Raw genomic sequence first — 25971 nt, 5'->3', positions numbered from 1 at the left:
TCACCGCCGGTACTTGGGGTCGAGGGCCTCGCGCAGCGACTCCCCCAGCAGGGTGAAGCCGAGTGCGGCGAAGATGATGGCCAGTCCGGGGAAGACCGCGAGCAGCGGCGCGCTGGACAGGTAGCGCTGGGTGTCGGCCAGCATCCGGCCCCATTCGGGGATGCTGGGGTCGTTGCTGGACAGGCCCAGGAAGGCCAGGCCGGCCGCGTCCACGATGGCGGTGGCGAGGGTGAGGGTGCCCTGCACGATGACCGGGGTCAGCGAGTTGGGCAGGATGTGGCCGAGCACGATCCGGCGCCGTCGCACCCCGACCGACGTGGCCGCCAGCACGTAGTCGGACTGGCGCTGGGCCAGCATCTGGCCGCGCAGCAACCGGGCGAAGATCGGTACGTTCACCACCGCGATGGCGATCATCACGGCTTCCAGCCCCGACCCCAGCATGGCGGCGACGCCGATGGCGAACAGCAGGCCGGGGATCGCCAGCACCATGTCGACAAAACGCATCACGACGGTGTCGACCACCCCGCCGAAGGCCCCCGCGAGCAGGCCGAGCAGCAGGCCGCCCGTCATGCCGAGCAACAGCGAGACCACGCCGATGACCAGGGACCAGCGGGCGCCCCACAGGATGCGGGTGAACTCGTCACGGCCCAGGTCGTCGAGGCCGAACCAGTGCTCGGCGGACGGGCCGGGGATGGAGGTGGGGGTGACCTGGCCGACCGGCTTGTCCGGCGGGAAGGGTGCCAGCCACGGGGCGAGCAGGGCGACCGCGACGAACAGGAACACCAGGATCGCGCCCGCGATCGCGACCGGGTTGCGCCGCAGCCGGCGCCAGGCGTCCCTGCCGAGACTGCCCCCGGCCCCGTCTCCGGAGTCTCCGGCGAGGACCACTTCGGCCTGGGACAGACTCATGCGCTCCACCTCGTCCAGGCGTCGTGTCCGCTCACGCGACCCTCACCCTCGGGTCGATGAGCCCGTAGGCGATGTCGACCAGCAGGTTCACCAGGACGAAGACCACGGCGGTGAACAGGATGAAGCCCTGCAGCACCGCGTAGTCCCTGGCCATGATCGAGTCGGCGATGAACTTGCCGAACCCGGGGAAGGCGAAGACGGTCTCGGTCAGCACCGCGCCGCCGAGCAGCAGGCCGACCTGCAGCCCGATGATCGTGATGATCGGGAGCATCGCGTTGCGCAGCACGTGCCGTCCCCGGATCGTGGCCGGTTTGAGGCCCTTGGCCTCGGCGGTGCGCACGTAGTCCTCGTGGAGCACGTCCAGCACCGAGGCGCGGGTGATGCGCACCACGATCGCCAGCGGGATGGTCCCGAGGGCGATCCCGGGCAGGATCAGGTGCTGGAAGGCGTCCGCGAAGGCTTCGAGATTCCCGCTGACCAGGCCGTCCAGCACGTAGAACCCGGTCGGGTGCACGACGTCGAGCAGCGGGTCCTGGCGGCCGTCGGTGGGCAGGATCCCGAGCTTCTCGGCGAAGACGAACTTGAGCATGTAGCCCAGGAAGAAGACCGGGATCGTGATGCCGAACAGCGACCCGGCGACCGAGAGGTGGTCGAGCCAGCTGCCGTGACGGCGGGCGGCGAAGTAGCCGAGGGGGATGCCCACCCCCACCGCGAAGATCATCGCGGTGAGGGCGAGCTCCATCGTGGCCGGGAAGGTCCGGAGCAGTTCCTCCAGGACCGGGTGCTGGGTCCGGGTGGACACGCCGAGGTCTCCGCGCAGGAGGTTGCCCACCCACGTGAAGTACTGCTCGTACCAGGGCCGGTCCAGGCCGTAGAGCCTTCTGACCCGCTCTACGGCCTCCGGCGTGGCCCGCTCCCCCAGGAGGGCCTCAGCGGGCCCTCCCGGCAGAGCTCTGACCCACAGGAACAGCAGGATCGACAGTCCCAGCAGGATCGGGACGAGCAGCGCCAGTCGCCTGACGACGAACCTCAGCATCCGTCAGGACAGCGAGATCGTGGCGAAGACGTCGTTGAGCACCGGGCTCGGCTCCCACCCCTGGACGTTCTTGGCCGCGGCCGAGAACGAGGGACTCTGCGCGTACGGCACGCCCGGGACGAACTCGGCGATCAGCGCGTTCGCCTGCTTGTACAGCTCCTCACGCTTGGCCTGGTCCGGCTCCTGCTCGGCGTCGTTCAGCACCTTGAAGATCGGCTCGTTCTTGAACGACCACTGGCTGGAGAAGGACTGGAAGAAGGTGCCCAGGAAGTTGTCGGGGTCGCCGAAGTCGCCGTTCCAGCCGAGCATGAAGAGCGGGCAGTCACCGGCCTGGGTGGTGTTCAGGTAGTCGGGGCTCCAGGGCGAGGTCTTCGGGTTGACCTTGAAGCCCGCAGCCTCCAGGTCGGCCTTCATCAGCTGGAAGTTGCCGGCCGGGTCGACCATGTAGGCGCGGCTGACGCCGCTCGGGTAGCAGAACTCCAGCGTCGGGTTCGCCTCGCCGGACTCGGCGATGAGCTGCTTGGCCTTGTCCACGCTGTAGTCGTACTTGGCGAAGTCCTCGGTGTAGCTCCACAGGCTGTCCGGCATGAACGCGTTGGCGACCTTGGCGCCGGCGCCGTACTTGGTCTTCACCACGTTCTCGCGGTTGATCGCGTGGGCGATCGCCTGACGGATCTTCTGGTTCTGCATGATCTTCGTCTTCTGGCTGAAGCCGAGGTAGCCCATGTTGAACGGCGCCCGCTCGATGACCTGTACCCCGGCGCTCTTGAGCGACTCCAGATCGGCCGGGTCGGCGTAGTCGAAGGCGTGGACCGAACCCGCGCGCAGCGCCTGCGCCCGGTCGGCGGCCTTCTCGATGGGCCGGTATATGATCTTGCTGAGCTTGGCCTTCTCTCCCCAGTAGTCGTCGTTGCGGACCAGCTCCAGCTTGTCGCCGCGGGTCCAGGAGGCGAACTTGAACGGCCCGGTGCCGACGGGGTGCTCGGTGCCGAACGTCCCGGTGAACAGCGGCGACTCGGCGGTCCCGCCCACCTCGTCGGCCTTGTAGTCCTTCAGCGCCTTGGGACTGGCGATGGCGAACGACGACAGCGTCAGCGCCGACAGCACCGCGGCGGACGGCTCGGTGAGCTTGAGCTCCACGGTGTTGTCGTCCTTGGCCGCGCACCCGCCGTACAGGCTCTTACCGAGGGTGTCGGACTCGTTCTTGGCGAAGCCCCGGAACACCGTCACCCAGTAGTAGGAGACCGAGTCCGACTGCGACAGTCCGGTGAAGTTGTACCAGCGCTCGAAGTTGGCGCAGACCGCGGCGGCGTTGAAGACCTCGCCGTCGTGGAACTTCACTCCCTGGTGCAGCTTGAAGGTGTAGGTCTTGGCGTCCTCGCTGACCTCCCAGCTCTCCGCCAGGCTGGGCGCGACCCCGGTGCCGCCCTTCTCGGTCGTCACGAGCGTCTCGAAGATCTGGTTGGTCACCCGGGACGACTCACCGTCGCTGTGGTAAGCCGGATCAAGGATGCTGGGATCCGCCGAGGAGGCGAAGATGAAGGTCGAGCCCTTCGCCGCATCGGTCGCGGTGGCCCCCGGTTCCGCGTCACCGCCACAGGCCGCCGTCGAGATGATCAGGACCGTGCCCGCGATCACCGCCAACGTACCGCGCAGGGGCATACCGTTTCGTCGCATGCTGCACCTCATCGCCGTTTTGCGGCCCAGTCGCGGCCGTCGTGCGGACTTCTGATGATCGCAGGATCTACGTGGCGGGCAGGGCTGACCAGTCCCGGCGAGAGGCTGTAGCGCAAATGTGACAGTCGACGGTCAAGGGTGGCGGTAAAACGTCGCAAACGCGAGAACGCCTGTCCCGTACGGCATGCCGTACGGGACAGGCGTTCTCCGGATGCTCAGACGGTGATCGTCCCGGCGGCCACCGGCGCCGCCCCGGGGGCGTTCTCCGGGAAGTGGCAGGCGACCCGGTGACGGGGGGCCAGCTCGATCAGCGGCGGCTCCACCGTCTTGCAGATCTCCTGGGCCTTCCAGCACCGGGTGTGGAACCGGCAGGCGACCGGCGGGTTGAGCGGGCTGGGCACGTCGCCCTGGAGGCGGATGCGCTCGCGGTCCTTGCGGCGGGCCGGATCGGGGACCGGCACCGCGGACATCAGGGCGGTGGTGTACGGGTGCATGGGCGACTCGTACAGGTCCTTGCGGTCGGCGATCTCCACGATCTTGCCGAGATACATGACCGCGACCCGGTCGCTGATGTGCCGGATGACCGACAGGTCGTGCGCGACGATGACGTAGGTCAGGTCGAGCTCTTTCTGCAGGTCCGCCATCAGGTTGACCACCTGGGCCTGGATCGACACGTCCAGGGCGGAGACCGGCTCGTCCGCGATGATGAGCTTGGGCCTGAGCGTCAGCGTGCGGGCGATGCCGATGCGCTGGCGCTGGCCGCCGGAGAACTCGTGCGGATAGCGGTTGTAGTGCTCGGGGTTGAGCCCGACCAGCTCCAGGATCTCCTGGACCGCCTTCCTGGTGCCCTGCTCCGTCTTGATGCCCTGGATCCGGTACGGCGCGCCGACGATGGCGCCGACCGTGTGCCGGGGGTTGAGCGAGGAGTAGGGATCCTGGAAGATCATCTGAATGTCGCGGCGGAGCGGGCGGATCTTCGCCTGGGACATGTGGGTGATGTCGTGGCCCTCGAACAGGACCTTGCCCCCCGTCGGCTCCAGCAGCCGGGTGACCAGACGTCCCGTGGTGCTCTTGCCGCAGCCCGACTCGCCCACGAGGCCGAGCGTCTCGCCCTTGCGGACGTCGAAGCTGACCCCGTCGACCGCCTTGACCGCGCCGACCTGGCGGCGGAGCATGCCCTTGGTCACCGGGAAGTGCTTCTGCAGCCCCTGGACGGACAGCAGCGCGTCGGGGTCGGCCGCGATCGCGGCGTCCCTCTCGTCAGGCGAGCTCACGCCTCCTCCTTCGCGGGTCGCGCGCCCTCGGGGGTGCTGCTCATTGGCTCGCTCACGTGCTCTCCATCATCGGCTTGATCTCGTTGTCCCAGATGGACCGCCGCTCCTCGCGGGACATGTGACAGCGGACCAGATGGCCGCCCTCCGTCTCCGCGAGTTCGGGCACCTCCGAGGTGGACCTGCCCTCGGTCCGGTCGGTGAACGTGCATCGGGGGTTGAAGGCGCAGCCGGACGGCACGTTGATCAGAGAGGGCGGAGTGCCCTTGATCGGGAGCAGCCGCTCGGTGGGCTCGCGGTCCAGGCGGGGCATCGATCCGAGCAAACCCCATGTGTAGGGGTGCTCGGGCCGATAGAAGATGTCCTCCGCGCTGCCGTACTCGATGCACTTGCCGCCGTACATCACCAGGATGTCGTCCGACAGCTCGGCGACCACGCCGAGGTCGTGGGTGATGATGATCAGCGCGGAGTTGAACTCGCGCTGCAGGTCCGTCATGAGGTCCAGGATCTGCGCCTGGACGGTCACGTCCAGAGCCGTGGTGGGCTCGTCGGCGATCAGGAGCTCGGGGTCGCAGGAGAGCGACATGGCGATCATCGCGCGCTGGCGCATGCCGCCGGAGAACTGGTGGGGGTAGTCGTCCACCCGCTTGTCCGGCTGCGGGATGCCCACCCGGCCGAGCAGGTCGATCGCGTGCTTGCGGGCGACCGCCTTGCTGACCTTGTGGTGGATCCGGTAGGCCTCGATGATCTGGGCGCCCACGGAGTAGTACGGGTGCATCGACGACAGCGGATCCTGGAAGATCATCGCCATCTTCTTGCCGCGCAGCGTCCGCACGTGGTCCTGGTCGGCGGTGACGAGCTCCTCGCCGTCCAGCCAGATCTCACCCGAGATCTTGGCCCCGCCGCCCTTGTGCAGCCCCAGGATGCCGAGGCTGGTCACGCTCTTGCCGGACCCCGACTCGCCCACGATGCCCAGGGTCTTGCCCCGGTCGAGCTTGAACGACAGGCCGTCGACGGACTTGACCAGGCCGTCCTCGGTCGGGAAGTGGATGCGCAGGTCGCGCAGTTCCAGGAAGGACTGCGGCGGAGTCGTCATGACAGCCTCACCCTCGGGTCGACCACCGCGTACAGGATGTCCACGATGAGGTTGGCCAGGACGATGAAGAACGCCGCGAACAGGGTCACGCCCAGCACGACGGGCAGGTCGTTGCCCCGGATGGCGTCGATGACCAGTTTGCCGATGCCCTGGATGGAGAAGGTGCTCTCGGTGAGCACCGCGCCGCCCAGCAGCAGGCCGAGGTCGAGGCCGAAGATGGTGAGGATCGGGGTCAGCGTGGCGCGCAGGGCGTGCTTGACGACGACCGTGCTCTCCTTGAGACCCTTGGCACGGGCCGTGCGGATGTAGTCCTCACTCATGGTCTCCAGCATGCCCGCCCTGGTGAGACGGGCGTAGAGCGCGGCGTAGAGGAACGCCAGGGTGATCCAGGGCAGTATGAGCGCCTGGAACCACATGACCGGATTCTGAGTGATGGGGGTGTAGCTGCCTCCGCCGGGGAAGATGCCCAGCGTGTAGGCGAACACCGAGAGCGAGACTAGGCCGGTGAAGTAGATCGGCAGTGACACGCCCGCGAGCGCCACCGTCATCGCCGTCCGGTCGAGTAACGTGCCACGTCTCAGCGCGGAGATGACACCGATGCCGACCCCGCTGATCAGCCAGACGATCGCGGCGCCGAAGGCCAGCGACAGCGTCGCGGGCAGGCGGTCGAGAAGCGTCGGCCAGACGGGCTGGTTGTTGTTGAAGGAGAAGCCGAAGCAGGGCGCCGGGCACTCCGCCTTCTTCGGGCCGAGCGAGTAGTCCTGACCCGCGACGATGCCCTGTGCGAAGCGTCCGTACTGCACGAGGATCGGGTCGTCCAGGTGCATTCGCTTGACCGCGCCCTGGATCGCCTCGGGAGTGGCGTCTCGCCCCACGTAACGCGACGCCATGCCTTCGGGGGTCTGTCCCAGGGCACGCGGGATGAGAAAGAAGATCGCGAAGGTGGCCGCGCTGACAACGGCGAGCATCAGCACGGCGGCGATCACGCGGCGGACGATGAAAGCGACCACGATCGTTCGGCCGGGGTGCCCGGGAGGATCGCTCCCGGGCACCTTAGGCCTTCACCTGCCTTTGGCTAGCTGGAGGAAGAACTACTGCTGGACACCGAGCCACGTGTAGTCGTACATGCCGTAGGCCGGGTGCACATACACGTTGGTCAGGTTCGAGGGACGGAAGATGAGCGTCTTCTCGTAGACGAACGGCAGGAACGCCGCCGACTCCATGACCTTCTTGTCCACCTCGGCCCAGATCTCGTTACGGGCCGTGGCGTCGGTGGTCTGGATGCCCTTGTCGAGCAGGTCGTTCACCGACTTGTCGTTGAGCTCCATCATGTTGTAGTTGCCGGAGGGCTTGATGAAACGACCGTCGACGATCTGCGACAGGAAGCCGAAGCCGGACGGCCAGTCGGAGCCCCAGCCGGCGACCATGATGCCCAGGTTGTTCTTGTGCACGAAGTCCGGCTTGCCGGCGTACTGCGCGCTCCAGTCACCCGAGGGGTACTTCTTGATGGTGAGCTTGATGCCGACGCGGTCGAGGGAGGCCTGCATGGCCTCGGCGACCTGGACTTCCTTGGTGCGGTCACCACGGACCGCGATGTTGGTCGCGAACCCGTTCGGCTGACCGCAGGCCGCCAGGGACTCCTTGGCCTTGGCCAGGTCACCCGTGTGGTCGGCGCCGTTGGGGAACAGGTCGAACGCCTTGTAGCCGACCGTGGTCGGGGTCATCGCGGTCGTGCCGATCTCGCCGCCGAGCGGGCCACCCCACGGCGCCTGGGTGGCGACCTTGTCGGTGGCGTACTGGACGGCCTTGCGGCACTCGATGTTGTCGAACGGCTTGACCTGCGTCGACATCATCGCGTAGCGGTTGAACGGCGTGAAGGGGTTGTCGGTGGAGTCCTTCAGCTTGGGGTCACCGACGATCTTCGCGCGAGCCGCGGACTGCACGCCGGTGCCACCCAGGTCGACCTGGATCTGCCCGGCGATCAGGCGGCTGTCGATGTCCTCGGCGTTCTGCTTGTACTGCACCTCGATGCGGTCCGGCAGCTGCTTACGAGTGGTGTCGGTCGCCTGGTCCCAGTTCGTGTTCCTGACGAGGTTGAGCTGCTTGCCGACCTCGTAGCTCTCGAACTTGAAAGGACCGGTCGAGGCGACGGTCTTCTCGTAGTCGACGCCCGTGTCCTTGGCCTGCGGCACCGGCGCGGTCTGCGGGTTGGCGACGAGGAAGTCGAACTCGGCGAACGGGTGCTTGAGCTTGAAGACGACGGTGTAGTCGTCCGGCGTCTCGACACCCTTGAAGTCGTCGAGGTTCTTGTCCTTGTAGGGACCCTTGTAGCCGTCGGCGTCGAGGTACTGGGCGAAGTACTTCGGACCGTCGGTGAGCTCGTCGGTGAAGTTGCTGCGGGCGACGGCGTACTTGACGTCCGCGGCCTTGACCTCGGTGCCGTCGTCGTACTTGATGCCCTTCTTGAGCTTGTAGGTCCAGGTCAGGCCGTCGGCGCTGGCCTCACCAGCACCCTCGGCGAGGTCCGGGACCAGCTTCAGGCCCGCGTCGCCCGGCTCGGCGGCGTAGGTCATCAGCGGGCGGGCGTACAGACGCGTGAAGTCCCAGTTCCAGGCGTAGTAGGTGTTGCCCGGGTCCACCGAGTCGGGCTCGTCCGTCAACGCGAACTTGAGCGTGCCGCCCTTGGCGTCAGAGGGGTTGACGACCTTGGTGTAGCCGTCGTTGTACTTGGCGGTGGAGGCCGCGGCGCCGCTGGCACCGCTCCCGGTGGTCGCGTTGCCGCCGCCGCCGGCCGTGCCGCCGCAGGCGGCGAGGCCCAGGGCCAGCGTCGTGCCCATCGCGGCTAACGTCAGGACGTTGATCTTCCTCATCGTGGTGGTGTACCCCTTGTCGTGAGTGACGGTGATATAGAGGAGCGGTCGCGTTTTCGCTACCGGGCTCGCGGGTCGAGGGCGTCCCGGAGCCCGTCGCCCAGCAGGTTGAAGGCCATGACGGTGATGAAGATCGCTAGACCCGGGACGATCATGAAGTGCGGGGCGATCTGGTAGTAGTCCACGGCCCGGGTGAGCATGCCGCCCCAGGAGGCCTGGGGCTCGTTCACCCCCACGCCGAGGAACGACAGAGAGGCCTCGAAGAGGATGTTGGTGGGGATGAGCAGCGTCGCGTAGACGAGGATCGGCGCCACCAGGTTCGGGAGCACCTCCCGGAAGATGATGTAGCCGTTGCCCGCTCCCAGCGACCGCGCCGCGTCCACGAACTCCCGCTCGCGCAGCGACAGGGTCTGCCCGCGCACGATGCGCGCGATGTAGGGCCAGCTGAAGAAGCCGATGATGAACACGATCACCGAGATCCGCAGGCCGTTTCCCTGCAGCCCGAGCGCCTGGTCGGGCAGCGCGCCCACGATGGCGATCGCGAACAGCAGCAGCGGGAACGCCAGGAAGACGTCCATCAACCGGCTGATGAGCGTGTCGACCCAGCCGCCGAAGAAGCCGGCGACCACGCCCAGCAGCGCGCCGATCACCACCGAGACCAGCGTGGCGAGAAAGGCCACCAGCAGTGAGATCTGGGCGCCGGACAGGACGCGGGCGAAGAGGTCGCGCCCGTTGACCGGCTCCAGGCCGAACGGGTGCTCAAGACTGATCCCACCCCAGCCGGCCTTCGGGGCGCTGGTCATCGGGTCGATGAGGTTGTTGTGGGGCACATTGGGCAGGTCACCGAAGAGCGCGATCAACCCGCCGAACGGACGCTCCGCGAAAATCGCGATCAGCGTCAGAAAGACAACGACGAAAGCGCCGATGATGGCGGCTTTATCGCGTTTGAGGCGTATCCAAGCGATCTGGCCGAGCGAACGGCCTTCGATGGCCTTCCCGCCCACACCTTCAAGAACAGCCTCCGGCTGGGCCTCCATGGCCTGGCCGGAGACATCGAGCGGTGCGGTCATACAGTGGCCCCCTGGATCCCAGACGACGTTGTCCGTGAGCACGTCCCCCGGGTCGGGGTCTCGCGCCCTGAAGTCTACGGGCCACTTTTTAGTGGTCCGTAGACGCAGAATCTATGGGCTGATCTGCGCCGACCAGTCCTTTAGGGCGCTATGTGGCTTAACTGTGATTCACGTGAAATTCATTCGTTTTGATCTTGAAGCAAATGTCCCGGCCCCGTTCCGCTTCCGTCTCGGATTCGTGACATTCCAGAGACCGATGACTCAGAGTGACATCTCGGTCATTCGGCCCCCCGGCCCCGAAGATCATCAAATCTATGACATGTGGGGTCATCCGATGCCGTGACGCTTGAGAATGTCCTCGATGTCGGAGAAGTCATCTTCGGCGGCGGGCTTCGCGGGCTTGGCGGCCGGCTTCGCGGCCGGTTTGACGGCGGGAGCCGCCTTGCGCTGCTGCTCCGGCTGCCGTACGGGCCCACCCGGCGCCAGAGGCTTGCCCCGCCCCGCCGAGGGGCTCGCCGCCGGCGTTTCCGAGGCGGCGGGTGCGGCGGCGGCTCTGCGGCGGCCGCGCAGCACCCCGGAGACCAGGAAGAGCACCACGGACAGGCCGGTCACGGCCACTCCGGCCCACACGGCGGGGTTAAACGCCAGGCCCGTGAAGAAGCCGGCGATCGCCGTGCCGATCTGCCAGACGGTGGGCAGCGCACCGGTCAGGTAGGCCGCGAGCGGCAGCAGCGACCAGGCCGCGCCGCGCAGCCCCGCCGCGGCCCCCCGGCGGCGCAGTAACAGGAAACTCAGTACCAGCCCCACACCGGTGACCCCGGCACAGAGCGGCAACCATGCGATCTGGCTGAACGACATAGCGGACCGTCCCTCGTATCGGCTTACCTCATCCATCCTGGCACGCCGAATCGAGCTAGATCCTCCTCCCTAAGGAGGGATCATCCCCTAAGGGTCACAACCCCGATCACCGCTCGCCACGGGAGAGCGCCCGCAGGACCGCGACGTCGACCTCGCGCAGGGAACCCACGACGAGACGGCCCGGTGCGGCGGGAATCGGCAGCACGCTCGGCACCGCCACCACCCGGCAGCCCGCGGCGGTGGCCGAGGTCACCCCGTTCGGGGAGTCCTCCAGCGCGACGCAGTGGGTGGCCCGGACGCCCAGCAGCCGGGCGGCCGTGAGGTACGGCTCCGGATCGGGCTTGGTCCTCGCCACCTCGTCGCCGGTCACCACCTGGTCGAAGTTGTGCCTGCCGATGCTCTCCAGGCAGGCTTCGGCGATCGGCCGGGTCGAGGAGGTGACCAGGGCGGTGGCCAGGCCCGCCTGCCGTACCTCCTCCAGCAGCTCGGCGGCGCCGGGCATCATCTCCACGCCGCCGGCAAGCCGCTCGACCATGCCCTCCAGCATCCAGGCCTCCACCTCAGCGGGCTCGGCGCCCCCGCCGGAGACCTTGAGCATGTAGGCGACGGTGACGGCCATGGATCCGCCCACCAGCTGCTCCTGGTCGTCGGGCCCCCAGTCGCCGCCGAGCCGTTCCATCACCTCGGTCTCGACCTGAAACCAGATCTTCTCGCTGTCCACGAGAAGCCCGTCCATGTCGAAAAGGACAGCGTCCATTTCCCCGAAACCCCTCTGGTCGTGCGGACGTGGACGTCAGACGTTGAAGTAGCTGGCTTCGGGGTGGTGAACGATCAGTGCGGATGTCGACTGCTCGGGGTGGAGCTGGAACTCCTCCGACAGCTCCACGCCGATCCGGCCCGGATCGATCAGCTCCATCAGCTGGACCTGGTCCTCCAGGTTGGGGCAGGCGGGGTAGCCGAAGGAGTAGCGGCAGCCGGCGATGTTGACCTTCAACATGTCCTCCAGCGACTCCTCGCCGCCGATGCCGAGCTCGCCGCGGACGCGTGCGTGCCAGTATTCGGCCAGCGCCTCGGTGAGCTGGACCGACAGGCCGTGCAGCTCCAGATAGTCGCGGTAGGCGTCCTTGGCGAACAGCTCGGCGGCGGCCTCGGAGACCTTGTTGCCCATCGTGGCGACCTGGAAGGCGACCACGTCGACCTCGCCGGAGTCCTTGGAGCGGAAGAAGTCGGACAGGCACAGGTGCCGGTCGCGGCGCTGGCGCGGGAAGGTGAACCGGGTCCGCTCGTTGCCCGCGTCGTCCAGGATGATCAGCGAGTCGCCGTCGCTGACGCACGGGAAGTAGCCGTAGACGACCGCCGCCTCCAGCAGTCCCTCGGTCTGCATCCGCTCCAGCCACATCCGCAGGCGCGGCCGGCCCTCGGTCTCGACCAGCTCCTCGTAGGAGGGCCCCTCGCCCCCGCGCGCGGCCTTGAGACCCCACTGGCCCATGAACGTCGCCCGCTCGTCCAGGAACGCGGAGTATTCGGCGAGCGAGACACCCTTGATGACGCGCTCCCCCAGGAAGGGGGCCTTCGGGATGGGGTTGTCCGCGGCGACGTCGGAGCGGGCGGGCAGCTCCTCCTCCGGAGTCCTGACCAGCGTCGCGCCGACCTTGACCCGGCGCTCGCGCAGCGGAGGAAGGCTCGCGCCCTCCTCGCCGCGCTTGACCGCCATGAAGGCGTCCATCAGGCGCAGTCCCTCGAAGGCGTCGCGGGCGTAGCGGACCTCCCCCTGGAAGATCTCCGCCAGATCCTGCTCGACGTAGGCGCGGGTCAGCGCGGCGCCGCCGAGCAGCACCGGGAACTTGTCGGAGATGTTGCGGGAGTTCATCTCCTGCAGGTTCTCCTTCATGATCACGGTGGACTTCACCAGCAGCCCGGACATGCCGATCACATCGGCCTGCTTCTCCTCGGCCGCGTCCAGGATGACCGACACCGGCTGCTTGATCCCGAGGTTGACCACCTCGTAGCCGTTGTTGGACAGGATGATGTCGACCAGGTTCTTGCCGATGTCGTGCACATCGCCCTTGACCGTGGCCAGCACGATGCGGCCCTTGATCTCTCCCTCGACGCGGTCCATGTGCGGCTCCAGATAGGCCACCGAGGTCTTCATCACCTCGGCCGACTGCAGCACGAACGGCAGCTGCATCTGCCCGGAACCGAACAGCTCTCCGACCGTCTTCATGCCGTCGAGCAGCACGTCGTTGACGATCTCCAGAGCCGGACGCTGCGCCAGCGCCTCCTCGAGGTCGGCCTCCAGCCCCTTGCGCTCGCCGTCCACGATGCGGCGCTTGAGCCGCTCCCACAGGGGCAGGCCGAGCAGCTCCGCGGCCCGGTCGGCCTTGACCGAGGCGGCGTCCACGCCGTCGTACAGCTCCATGAAGCGCTGCAGCGGGTCGTAGCCCTCGCGCCGCCGGTCGTAGACCATGTCCAGGGCGACCTGGCGCTGCTCCTCGGGGATGCGCGCCATCGGCAGGATCTTGGAGGCGTGCACGATGGCCGCGTCCAGGCCCGCGTTGACGCATTCGTTCAGGAACACGCTGTTGAGCACGATGCGGGCGGCCGGGTTGAGGCCGAAGGAGATGTTGGACAGTCCCAGCACCGTCTGCACGCCCGGATAGCGCCGCTTGAGCTCGGCGATCGCCTCGATCGTCTCCAGGCCGTCGCGGCGGGTCTCCTCCTGGCCGGTGGCGATCGGGAAGGTGAGGGTGTCGACGAGGATGTCCTCGACGTGCATGCCCCAGTTGTCCCGCAGGTCCTCGATCAGCCGGCTGGCCACCCGGACCTTCCAGTCGGCCGTACGGGCCTGGCCCTCCTCGTCGATGGTCAGCGCGATCACGGCCGCGCCGTACTCGCGCACCAGCGTCATGATCTTGTGGAAGCGCGAGTCGGGGCCGGCGCCGTCCTCGTAGTTGACCGAGTTGACCACCGCGCGGCCGCCGAGCATCTGCAGGCCCGCCTCCAGGACGGGGGGCTCGGTGGAGTCCAGCACGATCGGCAGCGTGGAGGCGGTGGCGAAGCGGAACGCCAGCTCCTTCATGTCGGCCACCCCGTCGCGCCCGACGTAGTCGATGCACAGGTCGAGCATGTGAGCGCCGTCGCGGGCCTGGGCCCGCGCGATCTCCACGCACTCCTCCCAGTTCTGCGCCAGCATCACCTCGCGGAACGCCTTGGAACCGTTGGCGTTGGTGCGCTCGCCGATGGCCAGGTAGGAGGTGTCCTGGCGGAAGGGGACGCTCTGGTAGAGCGAGGCCGCGGCAGCCTCGGGCCGCGGGCGGCGCGCCACGACCTCCTGGCCGCGCACCCGCTCCACCACCTGGCGCAGGTGCTCGGGCGTGGTGCCGCAGCACCCGCCGACCAGCGACAGCCCGTAGTCGCGGGCGAAGGTCTCATGGGCGGAGGCCAGCTCCTGGGGGCTGAGCGGGTAGTAGGCGCCGTCGGAGGTCAGCACCGGAAGCCCCGCGTTGGGCATGCACGACAGCCGCGTCCGCGCGTGCCGGGCCAGGTAGCGGAGGTGCTCGCTCATCTCGGCGGGGCCGGTCGCGCAGTTGAGACCGATCACGTCGACGCCGAGCGGCTCGATCGCGGTCAGCGCCGCGCCGATCTCCGAACCCAGCAGCATCGCGCCGTTGGTCTCGATGGTCACCTGCGCGATGATCGGCACGTCCCGGCCGGCGTCGGCGATGGCCCGCTTGGAGCCGATCACCGCGGCCTTGACCTGGAGCAGGTCCTGCGAGGTCTCGATGATCAACGCGTCGGCGCCTCCGGCGATCAGGCCGGCCGCGTTGTCGTAGTAGGAGTCGCGCAGCGTCTGGTACGGCTTGTGCCCCAGCGTGGGCAGCTTGGTGCCCGGCCCGATGGAGCCGAGCACAAAACGCGGCCGGTCCGGGGTGGCCCAGTGGTCGGCGGACTCCCTGGCGACCCGGGCTCCGGCCTCGGAGTATTCGAAGACCCGCTCGGAGATGTCGTACTCCCCCAGGGCCGCGAGGTTGGCGCCGAAGGTATTGGTCTCCACGCAGTCGACGCCGACCTCGAAGTAGGCGTCGTGCACGGCGCGGACGATGTCGGGGCGCGTGACGTTGAGAACCTCGTTACAGCCCTCGTGGTCCTCGAAGTCATCCATGGTGACGTCATGGGCCTGCAGCATCGTCCCCATGGCCCCGTCGGCGACCATCACGCGCTCGGCCAGGACATCACGGAAAGACGGAGTGCTTGTCATGGGCCCAAGCCTACTGGGAACAGTTCAAACGTTATTCTCCAAGGTCGCGATCGGACGGCCTGTCCGGCAGGCCCGCCCACCTTCGTGAGAGGCCCGACGCCAACGTCATCGGGCGCCCGCCACCGCGCTCACCACGCCGGACCCGCTCCCTCCCCGTCGGCCGCCCGGGCCACTCCCACCTCACGGACCGATGCCCGACCCGCTCCATTCCATCGCCGTCTCGCCGCTTCTCGTCCGCCGCACAGGCCACTCCCGCCCCGCTCGTCAACGGCCGGGCCCGCTCCGTCCCATCGGCATCCCACCGCTTCTCGTCCGCCGCACGGGCCACTCCCGCCCCGCTCGTCAATGACCGGGCCCGCTCCGTCCCATCGGCATCCCACCGCTTCTCATCCGCCGCACAGGCCACTCCCGCCCCACCGGCCATCGCGCCCGACGCGCCGGGCCCGCTCCGTGTACCGCGCCGTTCGTCGTCGCCGCCGGCGGCTCCATCGCCGCCTCCTCAGGCCTATTGGGCTCTTTACGCCTCGTTCGGCGCGCTCGGCCTCTCGCCCGTCTCCCGGCGCGCGGTCCGCGACGTGCTGATCGTTCGTACCGCCTCGGGAAGGTGACGTGGAGCCCCCCTCACCGCATAGGCTTAGCCGAATAGGACGGCGAGGCAAAGAGGAGGCGGCGCGTGATCGAAATCGAAGGTCTACCCGAGCTCGTCGACCCGGTGCTGATCGCCGCGTTCGAGGGGTGGAACGACGCGGGCGAGGCCTCGAGCGGAGTGATCGCGCATCTCGAGGACGAGTGGAAGGCCACCCCGCTGGTCTCCCTTGACCCGGAGGAATACTACGACTTCCAGGTGACGCGCCCCATCGTCGAGATGGGCGAGGGTCTGACCAGGTCCATCACCTGGCCGACCACCAAGCTGTCGGTGGCCCGGCCGCCGGGCATCGACCGCGACGTCGTACTGCTGCGCGGCATCGAGCCCAACATGCGGTGGCGCGCGTTCTGCGAGGAGATCGTCGTGGTCTGCCGGGAGCTGGGAGTGGAGCTGGCGGTCCTGCTGGGCGCGCTGCTCAACGACTCCCCGCACACCCGCCCGGTGCCGATCGTGGGTTCGGCGACCGACGAGGGCATGGCCCGGGCGATCAACCTGGAGCTGACCCGCTACGAGGGGCCGACCGGCATCGTCGGCGTGCTCCAGCACGCCCTCGGAGCCGCCGGGATGCACGCGGTGTCGCTGTGGGCGTCGGTCCCGCACTACGTGGCCCAGCCGCCCAATCCCAAGGCCACCATGGCGCTGCTGAGCCGGATGGAAGACCTCCTCGACATCCCGATGCCGCTGGGCGAGCTGGCCGAGGAGTCCAGGGCCTGGGAGCACGGCGTGGACGAGCTGGCCTCGCAGGACAGCGAAGTGGCGGAATACGTCAAGGAGCTGGAGGAGCGGAAGGACGCCGCCGAGCTGCCCGAGGCGAGCGGCGACGCCATCGCCGCGGAGTTCGAGCGCTATCTCCGCCGTCGTGATCGTGACGCTGACAGCTGAAACCCACAGCACATAGTTACCGTTAGCCCCTGCTTTTCGCACGGGTACCAGGCAATAATCGGCCCACCCGGTTCGTCTGGGGCTACACCGAAGTTGGATGACCAGCCTGCAACGATTCCACAACCAGGAGAAACACGGCTCTGTAAACATCGGTGAACGGCCGCATCACCATGCCACACATTGTCCATGTGACTGCGCACGTTAGGGCGACCATGGCGACTCCACATCTCGACCCGCACCAGAAAGCACAGGAAACGCGACGCCGCGTCCTTGAGATGGCCGTATTCATGAAGCGTGAGGACCCCGAGCACGCACCCTCATATCCACGCCTGAGAGACAACACCCCCGGGCAGGCGGTCGACATGTTCCTCGCCCTGCTCCAGGACCGTCTCCCGGTCTGGCTCCGCATTCTCGACGATCTGATGTACCTCGTCGGCAAGGGAAAGGTCAGCGACAACCTGCTGCCCATCGCACGGGCGGGCATCGACTACTACTCCGAGGTCCAGTCGGCGGCGCTGCCCGCCTTCACCTCCCCCACGGTCACCGTCCGCTTCCGTGAGGCGATGCGTGACACCGAGCTCGGCCCGATGTCGGAGGTCGTCCCCCTGACGGACTATCTGGCCGCCGAGCAGCGGGCGGGCCGGATCTCACCGGAGGTGGACCCGCTCGCCAGCGCCCGGCTGCTGCTGGCCGGGTGCTTCCGCCACGCCTACTACGAGATGTTCGTGGGCGTCGACTTCGTCCCCTCCCGGGACGACAGCGCCGAGGAGATCGTCCGGGAGCTGAGGCTGGAGTCCCAGCGGGCCTGATCGAATCGGGTCCACACCAGCGCGGCCAGGTCGGCGTCCACCCCCAGGGGGGCGCCGACCAGGTCGGCGCCGGACGACTCCAGACGGTCCTGGAAGAACCCGGGGGCCAGCAGGTACGACGCCATGGCGATCCGCGGCGAGGGGCCGGACCGCAGCCGCTCCAGAGCCTCCCCGACCGAGGGCGTCCCCGTCGCGGCGAAGGCCGCCGTGACCGGGCGCGAGAGCCGTACCGCCAGCAGCCGGGCCGCCGCCCGCACGTCGGCCCGCGCGGCCGGGTCGGACGATCCCGCCGCGCCCAGGATCACCGAGTCGGCGACCCTCAGCCCGGCGCCCGCGAGTCTCCTCGCCAGGATGGCGGCGAGCAGCGGGTGCGGTCCGAGCGGGGCCGCCACCACCGCGTCCGGCCTGGTCGCCGCCACCACCGAGGGCAGGTCGATGTGGACGTGGTACCCGCCCGCCAGCAGCAGCGGGACCACGACCACCGGGCCGGGCAGACCGGGCAGCACGTCGGCCAGCAACGGTGAGCTGATCTCCAGGAACGCCTGCTCCACGCGGGTTCCCGGACGCGTCCGCCGGATGAGGTCCCGCAGCCTGGCGAGTGTCTCCTCCCCTCGCTCGCTGCGGGTCCCGTGCCCGGCCAGGACCAGCGTCGTCACATGACCTCGCCGCGGTCGCAGGCCAGGCGGTAGCCGCGCTTGACGACCGTCTCGACGATGCCGGAGGGGCCCAGGGCGCGGCGCAGGCGGGTGATGGCCATCTCGACGGCGTGTTCCGCGGAGTCGCGCGACGCGCCGCCGGGCAGCACGGTCCGCAGCTCGGAACGGGCCACCACGTGGCCGGGCTTGTCGGCCAGGCGCTTGAGCACCGCCATCGGGGCCGGCGGCAGCGGCTTGAGCTCGTCGTCCACGGCGACGGCGTGACCGCGGATCTCCAGCTGGTGGCCGCCCGCGACCAGACGGGTGACGCTGTGCTCGGGCAGATGCCGGGCGAGTGTGCGGGCCAGCGCGCCCAGGCGGGCACGGTCGGGCAGCACGGTGGGCACCCCGCGAGCCTCCAGGGGGCCCGCCGTGACGGGTCCCACGCAGGCCGCGACGACCGGCCCGGCGAAGGCCGCGATCAGCGCGTCCTCCAGGCCGTCGGCGCGGGCCGCGTTGAGCATGGCCAGCACGGCCGGGGCGCTGGTGAAGGCGACCGCGTCCACCCCTCCGGAGATCGCCTGGCTGATCAGGCGGCGCAGCGGCGACGTGTCGCGGTAGGGAAGCCAGCGGTAGACCGGTACCTCGATGACCTCGGCCCCCGCCTCACGCAGCTCGGCCACGAAGCCGGTAAGCGGCTCACCGTGCAGTTGTACGGCGATGCGGCGGCCCCGCAGGTCCTGGGCGAGCAGATGCTGCTTGACCTCCTCGCACGACTCGGTGGAGGGCGTCCAGTGATCGTTCAGCCCCGCGGCCCTGACCGCGCCGCGCGCCTTGGGCCCGCGGGTCAGCAGCCTGGCGTCGGTCAGGTGCGCCGTGAGGTCGACCGACAGCCCCCAGCCCTCGGCCGCGGCCATCCAGCCCCGGAACCCGACCCCCGTGGTGACGACCACGTCGTCGATCGGGGCCGACAGGCTGGCACGGGTCGCGGCCAGCAGCTCGGCGTCCTCGGCCAGTGGCACCAGCCGGATCGCCGGGGCACGCACCACTCTCGCGCCCCGGCGTTCCAGCAGCGCGCAGAACTCCTCACGCCGCCGGGTGGCGGTGACCCCGATCGTGAACCCGGCCAACGCGTCGGGGGCGGTCTCCGGGGACCCCACGGGGCTGTCCAGCACGGCAGTATTCATTTGTCGCTCACCACTCCTCGCTCACTCCGCGGACAACTCGTCCCTCGCCGGCCACTGCGCTCACTGCGTCGGGCTCGCTCCGCATTCATTTGTCGCTCACCACTCCTCGTTCACTCCGCGGACAACTCATCTCACGCCCACCTCTACGGTGCCGTCGAGGATGCGAATCGGATAGGTCGGTACGGCCATCGCCGGGTCGTCCATGCACCTCCCGGTGACGAGCGAGAACACCTGCTTGTGCATGGGAGAGGCGACGCTGGGCTCGCCCGCCCTGGTGCCCACGATCCCCCTGGAGAGCACCTGGGCGCCGCTGAACGGATCCCGGTTGCCGACGGCGAACAGTTCACCGTCGAAGGTCCGGAACAGCGCGATCTGGTGGTCGTCGACGAGTGCGCAGGCGCCGCGCTCGGGGAGCAGGTCGGTGTAGGAGCAGACCGGGGTCCAGTAGGTCGTCTCCACGTCTTCACGCAGGATGGTCATCGGAAAAAGTCCTCTCTCCTTCGTCTGTCATCGATCGCGATCTGAGGTCACGGAGGGAAATCAGGAACGGACCACCTCCAGAGGGATCAGGACCGGCTTGACCTGGTCACGTTCGGTCTCGAAGGCGATGGAGGGGTCAGGGGTTCCCGGAGCGTTGACGAAGGAGACAAAACGCCTCAGCTTCTCCGGATCCTCGAGGATCGCGCCCCACTCGTCGGCGTAGGTGGCGACGTGCCGTTCCATCTGGGCGTCCAGGTCGGCGCAGATCCCGAGGGAGTCCTCCAGGATGACCTCCTTGACATAGGCGAGGCCCTGGTTCTCCAGCCAGACCGAGGTCCGCTGCAGCCGGTCCGCCGTGCGGATGTAGAACATCAGGAACCGGTCGATGGTCCGGATCAGCTCGGCGGTGCTCAGGTCGGCGGCGAACAGGTCGGCGTGCCGCGGGGTGAACCCGCCGTTGCCGCCCACATAGAGGTTCCAGCCCTGCTCGGTGGCGATGATGCCGAAGTCCTTGCTCCGGGCCTCGGCGCACTCACGGGCGCACCCGGAGACGGCCGACTTCAGCTTGTGCGGCGAGCGCAGCCCCCGGTAACGCAGCTCCAGGTCGATGGCCAGGCCCACGGCGTCCTGCACGCCATACCGGCACCAGGTGGAGCCCACGCAGGACTTGACCGTCCGCAACGCCTTGCCGTACGCGTGGCCGGACTCGAACCCGGCGTCCACCAGGCGCCTCCAGATCAGCGGGAGCTGCTCCACGCGGGCCCCGAACAGGTCGATCCGCTGCCCGCCTGTGATCTTGGTGTAGAGGCCGAAGTCGCGAGCCACCTCGCCGATCACGATCAGCTTGTCGGGGGTGATCTCCCCGCCGGGGATGCGCGGCACCACCGAGTAGGTGCCGTTGCGCTGGATGTTGGCCAGGAAGTGGTCGTTGGTGTCCTGCAGGGTGGCCTGCTCGCCGTCGAGGATGTGCCCGTTGCCGAGCGAGGCGAGGATCGAGGCGACGACGGGCTTGCACACATCGCAGCCACGCCCGGTGCCGTGCTCGGCGATGAGCTGGGAGAACGTCGTGATGCCCCGCACCGAGGCGATGTCGAACAGCTCGGCCCTGCTGTGCGCGAAGTGCTCGCACAACGACTTGGAGACCTCGACGCCCGCCTTGACCAGGATCTGCTTGAGCATCGGGAGGCAGCTGCCGCAGGTGGTCCCGGCACGCGTGCAGTCCTTGATCCCGGCCACGTCGGTGAGGCCGTTGCCGGCGATGGCCGCGCACACCTGGCCCTTGGTGACGTTGTTGCAGGAGCAGACCTGGGCGTCGTCGGGTAGGTCCATGCTCGCCGGGCCGCCGGTGAACAGCAGCTCGCCCGGCGCGCCGGGCAGGTCCCGGCCGACGAAGGGCTTGAGGGTGTTGTACGGCGTGGCGTCGCCGACGCAGATCCCCCCGAGCAGGGTGCGGGCGTCGTCGCTGACGAACAACTTCTGGTAGACCCCGCTCACCGGATCCATGAAGGTCACATTCAGCGCGCCGTCCATGGCGCCGAACTGGGCGACCTCCACGCCGAGCAGTTTGAGCTTGGTGGACATGTCGGCCCGGGTGAAGACCGCCTCGCCGCCGAGGATGCGGTCGGCGGCGACCTCGGCCATCGTGAAGCACGGCCCGACCAGCCCGTAGACCGTGCCTTCGTACAGGGCGCACTCCCCCACCGCGTAGATCGCCGGATCGCCGGTGCGCATTCCGTCGTCCACGGCGATCCCGCCGCGCCCGCCGACCTCCAGCCCGGCCTGCCGGGCCAGCTCGTCGCGCGGCCTGATGCCCGCGGAGAAGACCACGACCTGTGCCTCGATCGTCTGGCCGTCCGGCTTGAGCAGGCCCGCGACCCGCCCGTCCGGGCCCGCGACGATCTCCTTCACCCCCGCCTCGGTGTGCACGCTGAGCCCGAGCGCCTCGACGTGGTTGCGCAGGACGGCGCCGCCGCCCTCGTCGACCTGCCGGGGCATCAGCCAGCCGCCCATCTCCACGATGTGGGTCGCCAGGCCAAGCCCGCGCAGCGCGTCGGCGGCCTCCAGTCCCAGCAGCCCGCCGCCGATGACAACGCCGGTCGTGGCCCGCCCGGAGGCCTCCCTGATCGCGTCCAGGTCGTCGATCGTCCGGTAGACGAAGCAGCCCTCCGCGTCCCTGCCCGGGACCGGCGGAACGAACGGGCTGGATCCGGTGGCCAGCACCAGCACGTCGTACGGCTCGGCGTGGCCGTCGGCGGTGACGACCGTCCGGTTCTTCCTGTCGATCTCGACGACCCTGGAGGAGAGCCGCAGCACGACCCCCTCCGGGAGGGGGTAGGTGAGATCCGCGGCGCTCCTTCCTGCCAGGTAGGAGGTCAGCGCCACCCGGTCGTACGCCGCCCGGGGCTCCTCCCCGAACACCGTGATCCGCCCGTCGAATCCCTTGTCGACCAGCGCCTCGACCAGCCGGTGCGACGTCGGCCCGTGCCCCACCACGACAACCCGCGACACGGTCACGCCTTCCGAAGCTGTCACATCGGTCGCACTCGCCTCCTCATTCGCTCCACGGCCCGCTCGTCCCTCGCGAGACGCTCCACTCACTACGTCAGCTCGCCGCTCCGACACATCGGTCGCACTCGCCTCCTCATTCGCTCCACGGCCCGCTCGTCCCTCGCGAGACGCTCCACTCACTACGTCAGCTCGCCGCTCCGACACGCGAAGACCATTTGTCATGCGGAGACCCATTCCTGCTCACAGAGCCAGCCGACGACGCCCTCGACCACGTCGCGGCATCCGCCGCAGCCGGTCGTGGCCCGGGTGGCGGCGGCCACGGCTTCCACGTCCCGGGCGCCGGACTCCCAGCAGGCCCGGATCTGTCCCTTGGTCACGTTGTTGCACTGGCAGACCTTCGCCGCGTCCGGCATCCTGACCGGGCTCTCGGCGACCGCGCTGCCGGAAAGGCCCGGAAACAGCAGCCCCGCCCGGTCGCCCGGCAGCGGCCCGCCGCGGTCGAACAGCTGGGTGAGATTGCCCACCGCGGACGTCGCGCCAAGGAGGATGGCGCCGACCAGGCGACCGTCACGGATGACGAGCTTGTGGTAGGTGCCCGCCGCCCGGTGGCTGAACCGCACGACCTCGGCGTCGTCCTCGGTCAGGTGGGTCTCTCCCATCGCCGCCAGCTCCACGCTCCTGGCCTTCAACCGGGTGACCATCCGCGAACCCCGGTAGCGGGAGGTCTTGTCGGTCCCGGTCACGATGTCGGCGACCACCGCGGCCTGCTCCCAGGCGGGGGCGACCAGGCCGTAGACCGTGCCGTCGTGCTCGGCGCACTCGCCGATCGCGAAGATGGACGGGTCGTCGGTCCGCATCTCGTCGTCGACGACGATGCCGCGCGCCACCTCCAGTCCCGCGTCCCTGGCCAGCCCGGTCACCGGACGGACCCCGCACGCGAGCACCACCAGGTCGGCCTCGACCGTCTCGCCTCCGGTGAGCCGTACACCGTCGTCGAGGATCTCCTCCACCACGACGCCGGTCCTGATCTCCACGCCCAGCCCTGCGAGGGTCTCCCCCAGCACCAGCCCGGCCTCGGCGTCCAGTTGCCGGTTCATCAGGTGCCCGGCCAGGTGGAGCAGTGTCACCGGCAGGCCGCGCCCGGCCAGGCCCCGGGCCGCCTCGATGCCGAGCAGCCCGCCGCCGACCACCACCGCGCGCCGTGCCGTACCGGCCGCCTCGAGGATCGTCCGGCAGTCGTCCAGCGTCCGGAACGCGACGGCCCCGGCCGCCCCGGGCACCCGCGGCACCACGGCCTGGCTGCCGGTCGCCAGCACGAGGACGTCGTACGGCTCCCGCCTGCCCCCGGCGGTGATCACGGCCTGGGTCTCCCTGTCGATCGAGGTCACCTCGACGCCCGGCAGGGCCGTCACCGAATGGTCGGCGTACCAGGCCGGGTCCAGCAGCCGCACCTGGTCCGGCGTCATCGTCCCCGCCACCACGTTCGACAGCAGCACCCGGTTGTAGGGTTGCCAGGTCTCGGCTCCGAACACGGTCACCGTGACGTGCCTGTCCCTGGCGCGGACCTCGCTCACCAGGCGGGCGCCGGCCATCCCGTTGCCCACCACCACCAGCCGGGTCATCCGGCGCGCTCCACTCTCACGGCGCAGACCTTGAACTCCGGCATCCGCGACACCGGATCGAGCGCGGGGTTGGTGAGCAGGTTGACCCCGGGCCAGTGGAAGGGCATGAACACCGTGTCCGGCCGGATCGCCGGGTTGACCCTGGCCACGCCCTCCGTCTCGCCGCGGCGGCTGATCACGCGCAGCGTCTCGCCCGAGGACACCTCCAGGCGCTCGGCGAGATCGGGGTGGAGCTCGACGAAGGGACCCGAGACCACCGCGTTGAGCGCTGGAATCCGCCGGGTCTGCGCGCCGCTCTGGTAGTGGGCGAGCACCCTCCCCGTCGTCAGGTACAGCGGATACTCGTGATCGATGTCCTCCTCGGGCGGGCGATGCTCGACGGACACGAACCTGGCGCGGCCGTCGGGGGTGGCGAAACGGTCCAGAAAGGGCCGCGGGGTGCCGGGGTGGTCCTCGGCCGGGCACGGCCAGAACACCCCGGTCTCGGCGACGATCCGCTCGTAGGTGATGCCCGCGTAGTCGGCGATCCCCCCGGCCGAGGCCCGGCGCAGCTCGTCGAAGACCTCTCGCGGGTCGGTGGAGAAGCCCTCGGCGCCGCGCAGCCGCACGGCGAGCCCCCGGAGGATCTCAAGGTCGCTCCGCGCCCCTGACGGCGGAGCGACCGCTTGGCGGCGGAGCAGCACACGGCCCTCCAGGTTGGTCATCGTGCCGCTCTCCTCGGCCCACTGGGTGGTGGGCAGCACGACGTCGGCCAGCGCGGCCGTCTCCGACATGACGAGGTCGGAGACCACAAGAAGGTCCAGCGAGTTGATCCGCTCGGCGATGTGCCCTGCCCGGGGCGCGGAGACCGCCGGGTTCGAGCCGAACAGCAGCAGTGCCCTGGGCCCGTCGGCGGTGCCGAGCGCATCCAGCAGTTCGTAGGCGGAGCGGCCGGGGCCCGGCAGGTCCTCCGGCTCGATGCCCCATACGGCCGCCACATGGGCCCGTGCGGCCGGATCGTCGATCCTCCGGTATCCCGGGAGCTGGTCGGCCTTCTGGCCGTGCTCACGGCCTCCCTGGCCGTTTCCCTGCCCGGTGACGCAGCCGTAGCCGGACCCCTCACGGCCGGGCAGCCCGAGCGCGAGCGCCAGGTTGATGAACGCGCTCACCGTGTCGGTGCCCTTGGCGTGCTGCTCGGCGCCCCGCCCCGTGAGGATCGCCGCCCGGTCCGCGTCGCCGAGAATCGCGGCGGCGACGCGCATCTGGGCGACCGGAACGCCGGTGATCCGCTCCACCCTCTCGGGCCACCAGGCGGCGGCCGAGGTGCGGACCGCGTCGAACCCGCTCGTCCTGGCGGCCACGTAGTCCTCGTCCACGTGCCCCTCGGTGATCACGATGTGCAGCAGGCCCAGGGCCAGCGCCAGGTCGGTGCCGGGGGTCGGCTGGAGGTGAAGGTCGGCCTGCCTGGCCGTCGCGGTGACCCGCGGGTCGATGACGATGAGCCGGCCGCCCCGCCCGCGCATCGCGGTGAGGTGGCGGACGAACGGCGGCATGGTCTCGGCCACGTTGCCGCCCGCGAGCAGGACCGCGTCGGCACGGGCGAGGTCGGTGATCGGGAAGGGCAGGCCGCGGTCCATGCCGAAGGCGCGGTTGGTGGCCGCGGCGGCCGAGGACATGCAGAACCGGCCGTTGTAGTCGATCTGGCTGGTCTTCAGGACCATCCTGGCGAACTTGCCGAGCTGGTAGGCCTTCTCGTTGGTGAGCCCGCCGCCGCCGAACACGGCCACGCCGTTGGGGCCGTGCTCTTCCTGAACGGCACGAATCCGGTCGGCGACGAAGTCGAGTGCCTCGTTCCAGCCGACCGGCCGGCCGTACAGGAGGGGCGTGGTGAGCCGTTCTCCGCTGGTCAGCAGCTCACCGGCGGTCCAGCCCTTCTGGCACAGACCGCCCGCGTTGGCAGGAATGTCCTCTCTCGGGGTGATCGTGACCGTCTTCCCCACGGTGACGTCCACAGTGACGTTCATGCCGCACTGCAGGGCGCAGTAGGGGCAGTGCGTCGCCGTCCCCGCCTTCACAGGCGTCCGGGTGGGAAGTGAGATCGGCATAGGTCCGATGGTGCGTTCAGGCCGTTTCACAGCTGGGTCCCCCCTGTTACCGGTGTGCTACAAGCCGCTAACC

19 protein-coding genes are annotated in these 25971 nt (G+C 69.1%); 2 read left to right on the top strand and 17 right to left on the bottom strand.

What is annotated here, in order from left to right; genetic code table 11:
* From CHC08_RS02565 to metH, 11 genes are all read right to left on the bottom strand, one after another.
* The gene (locus CHC08_RS02565) at nucleotides 1-909 is read right to left on the bottom strand and encodes an ABC transporter permease (protein WP_089205507.1); all 909 of its coding nucleotides are present in this window, start codon (nucleotides 907-909) and stop codon (nucleotides 1-3) included.
* Between the two features lie 31 nt (nucleotides 910-940).
* Nucleotides 941-1945, bottom strand: a complete 1005-nt coding sequence (locus CHC08_RS02560; protein WP_089205506.1) for an ABC transporter permease — start codon at nucleotides 1943-1945, stop codon at nucleotides 941-943.
* Between the two features lie 3 nt (nucleotides 1946-1948).
* Nucleotides 1949-3622: an ABC transporter substrate-binding protein gene (locus CHC08_RS02555; protein WP_179281850.1), complete on the bottom strand. Its 1674-nt coding sequence runs from the start codon at nucleotides 3620-3622 to the stop codon at nucleotides 1949-1951.
* A 215-nt stretch (nucleotides 3623-3837) separates the two neighbouring features.
* Nucleotides 3838-4896 carry an ABC transporter ATP-binding protein gene (locus CHC08_RS02550; RefSeq protein WP_089205504.1) on the bottom strand — a complete coding sequence of 353 codons (1059 nt, stop codon included), beginning with the start codon at nucleotides 4894-4896 and terminating at the stop codon, nucleotides 3838-3840.
* A gap of 52 nt (nucleotides 4897-4948) precedes the next feature.
* On the bottom strand, nucleotides 4949-5989 hold the full coding sequence (locus tag CHC08_RS02545; protein ID WP_089205503.1) for an ABC transporter ATP-binding protein: 1041 nt from the start codon (nucleotides 5987-5989) through the stop codon (nucleotides 4949-4951).
* Nucleotides 5986-6999 carry an ABC transporter permease gene (locus CHC08_RS02540; protein ID WP_089205502.1) on the bottom strand — a complete coding sequence of 338 codons (1014 nt, stop codon included), beginning with the start codon at nucleotides 6997-6999 and terminating at the stop codon, nucleotides 5986-5988. The genes CHC08_RS02545 and CHC08_RS02540 overlap by 4 nt, the downstream gene beginning before the upstream one ends.
* Nucleotides 7000-7080: 81 nt before the next feature.
* Entirely contained in the window at nucleotides 7081-8859 is a 1779-nt protein-coding gene (locus CHC08_RS02535; RefSeq protein WP_089205501.1) for an ABC transporter substrate-binding protein, read from the bottom strand.
* A gap of 59 nt (nucleotides 8860-8918) precedes the next feature.
* Entirely contained in the window at nucleotides 8919-9929 is a 1011-nt protein-coding gene (locus CHC08_RS02530) for an ABC transporter permease (protein WP_089205500.1), read from the bottom strand.
* 327 nt (nucleotides 9930-10256) lie between these two features.
* Nucleotides 10257-10787 (bottom strand): cellulose synthase, encoded by a 531-nt coding sequence (locus CHC08_RS02525; protein WP_089205499.1) that lies wholly within the window; start codon nucleotides 10785-10787, stop codon nucleotides 10257-10259.
* Nucleotides 10788-10893: 106 nt separating this feature from the next.
* Nucleotides 10894-11544: an HAD family hydrolase gene (locus CHC08_RS02520; RefSeq protein WP_089205498.1), complete on the bottom strand. Its 651-nt coding sequence runs from the start codon at nucleotides 11542-11544 to the stop codon at nucleotides 10894-10896.
* A gap of 36 nt (nucleotides 11545-11580) precedes the next feature.
* Nucleotides 11581-15045, bottom strand: coding sequence for a methionine synthase (metH, locus tag CHC08_RS02515; RefSeq protein ID WP_089205497.1), 3465 nt, complete (start codon nucleotides 15043-15045; stop codon nucleotides 11581-11583).
* A gap of 673 nt (nucleotides 15046-15718) precedes the next feature.
* Here metH and CHC08_RS02510 point away from each other — a divergent pair.
* Both CHC08_RS02510 and CHC08_RS47980 read left to right on the top strand, forming a co-directional pair.
* The gene (locus CHC08_RS02510; protein ID WP_089205496.1) at nucleotides 15719-16573 is read left to right on the top strand and encodes a PAC2 family protein; all 855 of its coding nucleotides are present in this window, start codon (nucleotides 15719-15721) and stop codon (nucleotides 16571-16573) included.
* 188 nt (nucleotides 16574-16761) lie between these two features.
* Nucleotides 16762-17382, top strand: a complete 621-nt coding sequence (locus CHC08_RS47980; protein WP_143653087.1) for a hypothetical protein — start codon at nucleotides 16762-16764, stop codon at nucleotides 17380-17382.
* Here the strand turns inward: CHC08_RS47980 and CHC08_RS02505 are convergent.
* The 6 genes from CHC08_RS02505 to CHC08_RS02480 form a co-directional block, all read right to left on the bottom strand.
* Nucleotides 17286-18038, bottom strand: coding sequence for a sirohydrochlorin chelatase (locus tag CHC08_RS02505; protein WP_089205495.1), 753 nt, complete (start codon nucleotides 18036-18038; stop codon nucleotides 17286-17288). The genes CHC08_RS47980 and CHC08_RS02505 overlap by 97 nt on opposite strands.
* On the bottom strand, nucleotides 18035-19204 hold the full coding sequence (locus CHC08_RS02500; RefSeq protein ID WP_089205494.1) for a uroporphyrinogen-III synthase: 1170 nt from the start codon (nucleotides 19202-19204) through the stop codon (nucleotides 18035-18037). Before CHC08_RS02500 ends, CHC08_RS02505 begins: the two co-directional genes overlap by 4 nt.
* Nucleotides 19205-19330: 126 nt before the next feature.
* Complete coding sequence (gene nirD, locus CHC08_RS02495; protein ID WP_089205493.1) at nucleotides 19331-19684, bottom strand: nitrite reductase small subunit NirD; 354 nt, start codon at nucleotides 19682-19684, stop codon at nucleotides 19331-19333.
* 60 nt (nucleotides 19685-19744) lie between these two features.
* On the bottom strand, nucleotides 19745-22192 hold the full coding sequence (nirB, locus tag CHC08_RS02490) for a nitrite reductase large subunit NirB (protein WP_089205720.1): 2448 nt from the start codon (nucleotides 22190-22192) through the stop codon (nucleotides 19745-19747).
* Between the two features lie 218 nt (nucleotides 22193-22410).
* A complete protein-coding gene (locus CHC08_RS02485; protein WP_089205492.1) occupies nucleotides 22411-23814 on the bottom strand; it encodes an FAD-dependent oxidoreductase in 1404 nt (467 codons plus the stop codon).
* Nucleotides 23811-25898 carry a molybdopterin oxidoreductase family protein gene (locus CHC08_RS02480; RefSeq protein WP_089205491.1) on the bottom strand — a complete coding sequence of 696 codons (2088 nt, stop codon included), beginning with the start codon at nucleotides 25896-25898 and terminating at the stop codon, nucleotides 23811-23813. The genes CHC08_RS02485 and CHC08_RS02480 overlap by 4 nt, the downstream gene beginning before the upstream one ends.
* Nucleotides 25899-25971 lie beyond the last annotated feature (73 nt).

The sequence above is a fragment of the Streptosporangium subroseum genome (assembly GCF_900188345.1).
Classification (GTDB): Bacteria; Actinomycetota; Actinomycetes; order Streptosporangiales; family Streptosporangiaceae; genus Streptosporangium; species Streptosporangium subroseum.
This window is presented reverse-complemented; position numbering and strand designations above follow the sequence as displayed.

Bases quoted from the DNA above. Each gene is read 5' to 3' on its own strand.
- CHC08_RS02565 (WP_089205507.1), bottom strand. From the start codon at position 909: ATGAGTCTGTCCCAGGCCGAAGTGGTCCTCGCCGGAGACTCCGGAGAC.
- CHC08_RS02560 (WP_089205506.1), bottom strand. From the start codon at position 1,945: ATGCTGAGGTTCGTCGTCAGGCGACTGGCGCTGCTCGTCCCGATCCTG.
- CHC08_RS02555 (WP_179281850.1), bottom strand. From the start codon at position 3,622: ATGCGACGAAACGGTATGCCCCTGCGCGGTACGTTGGCGGTGATCGCG.
- CHC08_RS02545 (WP_089205503.1), bottom strand. From the start codon at position 5,989: ATGACGACTCCGCCGCAGTCCTTCCTGGAACTGCGCGACCTGCGCATC.
- CHC08_RS02535 (WP_089205501.1), bottom strand. From the start codon at position 8,859: ATGAGGAAGATCAACGTCCTGACGTTAGCCGCGATGGGCACGACGCTG.
- CHC08_RS02530 (WP_089205500.1), bottom strand. From the start codon at position 9,929: ATGACCGCACCGCTCGATGTCTCCGGCCAGGCCATGGAGGCCCAGCCG.
- CHC08_RS02525 (WP_089205499.1), bottom strand. From the start codon at position 10,787: ATGTCGTTCAGCCAGATCGCATGGTTGCCGCTCTGTGCCGGGGTCACC.
- CHC08_RS02520 (WP_089205498.1), bottom strand. From the start codon at position 11,544: ATGGACGCTGTCCTTTTCGACATGGACGGGCTTCTCGTGGACAGCGAG.
- metH (WP_089205497.1), bottom strand. From the start codon at position 15,045: ATGACAAGCACTCCGTCTTTCCGTGATGTCCTGGCCGAGCGCGTGATG.
- CHC08_RS02500 (WP_089205494.1), bottom strand. From the start codon at position 19,204: ATGAATACTGCCGTGCTGGACAGCCCCGTGGGGTCCCCGGAGACCGCC.
- nirD (WP_089205493.1), bottom strand. From the start codon at position 19,684: ATGACCATCCTGCGTGAAGACGTGGAGACGACCTACTGGACCCCGGTC.
- CHC08_RS02485 (WP_089205492.1), bottom strand. From the start codon at position 23,814: ATGACCCGGCTGGTGGTGGTGGGCAACGGGATGGCCGGCGCCCGCCTG.
- CHC08_RS02480 (WP_089205491.1), bottom strand. From the start codon at position 25,898: ATGCCGATCTCACTTCCCACCCGGACGCCTGTGAAGGCGGGGACGGCG.